Source organism: Candidatus Cloacimonadota bacterium (assembly GCA_011372345.1).
GTDB lineage: Bacteria > Cloacimonadota > Cloacimonadia > Cloacimonadales > TCS61 > DRTC01.
Map to the genome: position 1 here is coordinate 1 of DRTC01000493.1, position 6,287 is coordinate 6,287.

Genomic DNA, 6,287 nt, shown 5'->3' on the forward strand with positions numbered 1-6,287 from the left:
GGAAGATTGAAATATCTTGTTGAAATTGAAATAAAAAAGATTAGAAAACATAACTCTGAAAGAGTTGAATATTAATAGCCGGAGGTAAAACCTCCGGAGCATATTAGCAGATAGGAAACAACTCTGAAGGAGTTGAATAAAAATGATTTTGATATTGATTATTCAATCTTTTCAGGATTGGGACTGTTTTATCTCTTCCTAACCGGAGATTCAATCTCCGGCTATAAAGATTGAATCCTTTCAGGATTAGTTGGAAGATTGAAATATCTTGTTGAAATTGAAATAAAAAAGATTAGAAAACATAACTCTGAAAGAGTTGAATATTAATAGCCGGAGGTAAAACCTCCGGAGCATAATAGCAGACAGGAAACAACTCTGAAGGAGTTGAATAAAAATGATTTTGATAATGATTATTCAATCTTTTAAACACAGGAATAAATAATTTGAACACCGGTATTATTTTCGCCATCCTTGCTTATTTTCTCTGGGGCATCCTCCCTATCTTCTGGAAACTTCTCAAACATATTCCTGCTCATGAAATTCTCCTGCATCGGATGGTCTGGTCTTTTATCTTCGTGTTAACGATCCTTTTTTTCAGGAAAAACTGGTTCTGGTTAAAGAAAATAAAAGAAAATCCCAAACTGCTACTTACTTTCCTGCTGACCGCTTTCTTTCTTTCAACTAACTGGTTCACTTATATCTGGTCGATGAATAATAATTATGTGGTGGAAGCAAGTCTGGGCTATTTCATCAATCCTTTGATATCTGTTCTGCTCGGTGTTCTTGTCTTAAAAGAAAGATTACGGCTGTTTCAATGGTCAGCTATTCTTATTGCCTTGATCGGAGTTCTATTCTTAACTGTCAGGTATGGTTCCTTCCCCTGGATTGCCATGATCTTAGCATTCACTTTTGGCTTTTACGGATTATTGAAGAAAAGGACAAAACTTAACTCTTTAGAAGGATTTTCCCTGGAAACCGGATTTATGTCCATTCCGGCTTTGTTTTTTCTTTCAGTATTTGAATTAAAAGGAATAGGTTCGTTCGGTCATGGAAATATAATTTCCACCTTTCTTCTATTCTGTGCCGGGATCGTTACTGCTCTCCCTTTGATCCTCTTTGCTGCTGCTGCCAGACGAATCACCCTGACCAATCTCGGAATATTGCAGTACATTGCTCCCACTTTGCAGTTCCTGATCGGAATATTTATCTATCAGGAAGCATTTCCCACTGAGAGATTGATCGGTTTCTGTATTATCTGGTTTGCTCTGGTTGTTTATTCGATCGAGGGGATAGTCTTTAGACTCATTTTTAACACCACAAAAATATAACTTCTAATATCACAGGTAGATACAGATCGTAAAAATCTTTTTGGCACCACAGATTTGATTTATCGGATAAAGATTACAATTCAACAATTGATGGAGGGACAGCTACTCCTACAGCCTGGAAAACCTTTCCACAAGTTCCAAGCCTATTGCTATCCGCAAGCGGATAGTTTTATTAAGATGAAACCTGATCCGTAAAACAAGATGCTGATCTTGTCCATTTTAATTAAAATTCTATCTCCTTATTTTATTGGAAATTAGAAAGTGGTTTCATAGGAGATCGTCTTGGAATATGGAACAAGCATCTGCTGAATCCTCATCTACAGGATTGATCAAGGCAATAAGATGTATTTCAGGATTCAAATTCAATAACCACTTAAAAATCCAAACTTACCAATCCCGATGAATCGGGATCGTGAAATTTTCAAAACTACAGTTTCTCCTCATTCCCAAATTTTTTTTGGGAATGCAATTGTTGAAAAGTTTTACTTTAATTTTTTGTGGGAGAAAGTATTATTCGAAATGAAATTTCTTTATCAGTTGTGTTCCTCCCGAAAGCTTTCGGCAGAATTCGGGAACAAGAATGTGTCCCAATCGAAGATTGGTCTTTTTTCAAAACTTGTTTTTGAAGAAAAATTAGAATTTTAATCTGTGATTTTGATAAGTATTTGATTAAGTTTGACAGATACATCAATAATTTAATAAAAGTTTTATCGGAGAAGTAGATTTATGGAACGAGTTAAATATAATGAAGCAATTAAAAAAATTAAGAATCCGGCAAAAATAGCGATTGCTGTTGTCAAAGATAAAAATGGAAAAGCAAACCTGATCACGCTCGAATGGTATATGAGAACTTCCATCAAACCTCCAATGCTGGCAATTTCAATTGGTCATACCAGGTATTCTTATGAGTGCTTGCAAAATTTCCGCTATTTTAATCTCTGTTTCCCTTCCAGAGAAATGAATAATGAAACTCTATTGTGCGGTACAAAATCCGGAAGAGACACCGATAAATTGCAAGTTACAAAACTGGAATGGTTCAAAGGAAGATTAGCACAATTACCAATCATTAAAGATGCAGTTGCGAATTTTGAGTGTGAAGTAGTAACGCAGGTCAGAAGCGGAGATCATACCATCTTTGTGGGGGAAGTCAAACATTCCTGGGTAAATGAAGGAAAGGAAGTACTTTTATTTCAGGATTTGGGATAATTTCTGAAAACTTGCCAAATTTCAAAAAATTTGGCAAGTTTTTAAAAGCAAAAGCCCCCTTCATAAAAATGAAGAGGACTTTTTGGGGAGAGAAGACTATAATTCACTCAATATCTGGTTTATCATCTCTTTCACCTGATCGACATCCAGATAAGAAAGCGGAAAACCAAAAAGATAGCAATTATTATTTCCAGTAACTTTCTTCAAAGCAACAGGTTTTTCATTCAACTCATTATATTTTTCGATTGAAGGTGAAAAATTTCCTGATTCAGCAGGTTTGCATCCGTATTTGAAAATAACTTCTGTATCAGAATCAAAACTGTTAAAGCGTGAAACAGGACCCAATCCTTGATAAATTCCAATAAGAGTATTCCAGCCCGGGATTTCGAGATCTATATCATTATAATGCTCTGAATTAGCAATTGCTTTAATGAAATACGGATCAGTTCCGAAACTGGTTGGAAAAACACTGTCAATCGATTCAGAAGAAGACGGAATACCGAAGTATCTTTCCATAAAGTTAAAATTGTATTCATTCATCCGTTCAGGAATATTTTTCAGATTTGCTCCTGTACTGATCAGCAGATTTCCTCCACCTTCCAGGTAAATCCTTAAAATTTCTGATTCATCTGCAAAGTTGCTGACATAAGTAATTAGATCAGAATGGTAAATTACAAGTTTGTATTTCTCCAGATCAGTAGGAGAAAAAACAGCTCTACCAAAATGAAGTTGTGAATTCCAGACAGCATCCATTAATTCATTCCTATCCAGAGCAATGACTTCACCCTCATAATCTGCACAAAAATCAAAGTAAATATCATCGATGATATTATCAGGAGAAAAATTGTCAAAATGATCATCGTCATCCAGGATTAAGATCCCGCTCTTTTCATTTGCGGGAACTCTCTCAACTATTTTAAAATACATCACTGCCGGAGTTTCATCACAAACATTCTGGATATCGACAGGGCTTACTTCAAATTTATGAACACCTTTTTCCAGACCTTCCAACTCGATATTCGAATCTAATCCGGTTAAAACGGTTCTCCTGCTAATCCTGTGATTTATCGGAACTCTCAACCACTGTTTTCCATCGTTGTCTATGTGAAGATTATCACCTTCAGGAGGAAACGGCGGATAGTAATATGGTTCATCATCGAGTCGCAGATCAAAATACACGATCTCTGCAAAATAGGAAATATCGGTTTGTTCATCGACAACAGCATCTATCCTTCGATCATCAGGATTATCAGTGATATTGAAACCTGAACCGGAAGTTGTTCCGTATTCTCCATGCCAGCCCCAATGAAGATATATTTTCAAATCATTGCTATGAACAGCCGCATATTTACCGTCTTTATCGATCCAGAATGGAGTTGAAAAGTGTTCACCGGAACTATGGTATTCAGATTCGATAACCTTTCCTATCTTCTCATCAAGATAAGTTGTATAATGATTTTGTCCAAGTACCCGGACATCGTTTCCTTCCTGAAATTCACTGTTATAAATAACTGCTCCCGGAGAAAAATCTCCTCTTACAAAAAAAGCAATTGTATCGGATTCCGAAACGATACCAGCATAATTTATAGCTCTGGCAATTACAAAAGTAGAATCAGGAATTTCATTAGGATTTAAAACCGGTTCTGTATTCTGATTTAGAAGATATTCAGATCTATCAGGCTGATCTCGTGTATCAAACCAGCCTGTATCTTCGTAATTTTCACCCGGAATTATCTGCCCGAATTCATCTCTGCTGCCGAATATTAATTTGAATTCATAATAATCTGCCTGATCGGATGTACCGTTTCCATAATCGATCGTATTGAATTTCAGGATTATTCCTTTACCAATAGTTTTCCCATTAATTTCACCTTTTGTGGATTGAACAACCACTTCCGGTTTGCTGGAATAAGAATAAAAATATCTGCGTTCTATTTCACTTTCTTCCGATAGATTATCGATACATTTTATCTCAAAAATACTAGTGAGATTGGAACTCTCTCCATTTAAATTTGCGGGGAAATTTATGATAGCAAAAAATTGTTGTGTCCAGATAGAAAGTTTTGCTCCGGGATCATTCATTGGAATAGATTCATCTGCTCCAATCTGGTAATGATATACCCAACCTTCATCATTGATGAATTCATATCCGGGAGTAGCAATGGGATTTTCATCTTCATCTAAAATTCTGAAAGCAAAACCATAAACAACTCCATTGTCGTCATGACCATCCCAATAAATTTTTTGTTGGAAAAAGATCGAATCGGAAATATTCTCTATGTCATCAACACCTTCAAATGAAGTTATCCTTACGAACGGTTTATGATTGGGATAATAACTTCCTTTTCTTCCGCATGAAAATAAAGAGATGAGAAGACATAAGATCATGATAAATTTGATTGTTTTGAACATGAGAAAACTCCAGATTATGAAATTCGAGTCTTAAGGACAGCGTCTAACTCATTTGACGAAGGACGACAACTCGAAATTTAGAAAGGACTTAAAGTTAATTTATTTCGCCTTGTCGTTCCTTACAAGTCGAATTAATTTTAATCTCACGAGGGATTTTTTAAACTTTTGGTCTGGATAAATCTATAATCCCTCGTGAATGACATCGAGGAGAATGTCTTTTAAAACTTGGTCAAATTCCGGACTTTGTTCATTAGAACTTTGCGGAAGTTATCTTCTCTTAATTTCTTATGCAAGAACTTCCGCAAAGATTTTCTTTAAACTTTCAACCATTGCGAAGGTCGAGAGAAACAAGAAGTTCGACAACCATTCGCAAGGTTTATCTATCTCATCAAAATCATCTTCTTGGCAGTAACATCTCCGCCAGTACGCATTTTATAGAAATAAATTCCGCTGGAAACATTCCTGTTGTTATCGTCAGTTCCATCCCAGGTTACATGATGATCAGCAGCAGTATAGAAATCATTGGTCAAAGTCTTAACTTTCTGACCTTTCATATTATAAACCTCGATCCTGACATCACTGGCTTCATTCAGGGAAAAATTGATCATTGTTGAGTTAGTTCTATTATTTCCTGATAGATGGAAAGGATTAGGATAATTCTGTGCTAATGAAGAGGTTAAGATAATATTATTATTTTCTGCAGAAACATAGCTGTCAAAATCAATATCAAGAGCAGCATATTGGAAAGTACCACCATTATCCAGTCCTTGGGATTGGCTATGATATGAACCAAAGCTGTTATCATCGAGAAAGAATAAATGGAGTTTTCCGTGTCCATCTCCAAGATCTTCTATATATTCAGCAGGATAGACAAAACAAGGGATCATTTCATTTAACTGCGGAACATAATTTCCATCGCTTGTATTAGCATTCATAAAGATCGGATCAGACCATGTTTCTCCATTATCTCTGGAAACAACAATTGCAATCTCGCTGATATCATTCCAATCTTCATATCCTTCATTTCCATCATAATTCAATTTTGCATAATTTCCATCCGTCCAGACAGCGGCTAACCAGCCATTATCAGGATTTGAAGCCATGAAATAATGGTTATAATGAAAGGCATCATCCGGTTCATAATAATAAATAGGCCAATCCATTTCCCAGAGAGGATTACCTTCAGGATCAAGTTCATCCGCAATTCCATCTTCATCAAGATCCCAGGGTCGCATCGGTAAATCATCTGCCGGATTTGCTCCCTGCGGATAAAGATCAAAGAAACTGAATTCCTGGGTATTCAGATCAAAAATGAATTCTTTGGGATAATACATATTCGCA

Annotated in this window: 4 protein-coding genes; 2 read left to right on the forward strand and 2 right to left on the reverse strand. The window is 36.0% G+C overall.

The genetic code is table 11. From position 1 onward, the window contains the following. The first annotated feature begins 443 nt into the window (after positions 1–443). Both rarD and ENL20_09555 read left to right on the forward strand, forming a co-directional pair. A complete protein-coding gene (gene rarD, locus ENL20_09550; protein HHE38800.1) occupies positions 444–1,328 on the forward strand; it encodes an EamA family transporter RarD in 885 nt (294 codons plus the stop codon). A 726-nt stretch (positions 1,329–2,054) separates the two neighbouring features. Continuing rightward, complete coding sequence (locus ENL20_09555; protein HHE38801.1) at positions 2,055–2,534, forward strand: flavin reductase family protein; 480 nt, start codon at positions 2,055–2,057, stop codon at positions 2,532–2,534. A 96-nt stretch (positions 2,535–2,630) separates the two neighbouring features. Here ENL20_09555 and ENL20_09560 read toward each other — a convergent pair whose 3' ends face one another. Next, on the reverse strand, positions 2,631–4,946 hold the full coding sequence (locus ENL20_09560) for a hypothetical protein (protein HHE38802.1): 2,316 nt from the start codon (positions 4,944–4,946) through the stop codon (positions 2,631–2,633). A gap of 380 nt (positions 4,947–5,326) precedes the next feature. Then, positions 5,327–6,287, reverse strand: a 961-nt coding sequence (locus ENL20_09565; GenBank protein ID HHE38803.1) for a T9SS type A sorting domain-containing protein, incomplete at its 5' end; no start/stop codon positions are given.

Coding starts and splice junctions, on each gene's coding strand:
- ENL20_09555 (HHE38801.1), top strand. CDS start 2,055: ATGGAACGAGTTAAATATAATGAAGCAATTAAAAAAATTAAGAATCCG.
- ENL20_09560 (HHE38802.1), bottom strand. CDS start 4,946: ATGTTCAAAACAATCAAATTTATCATGATCTTATGTCTTCTCATCTCT.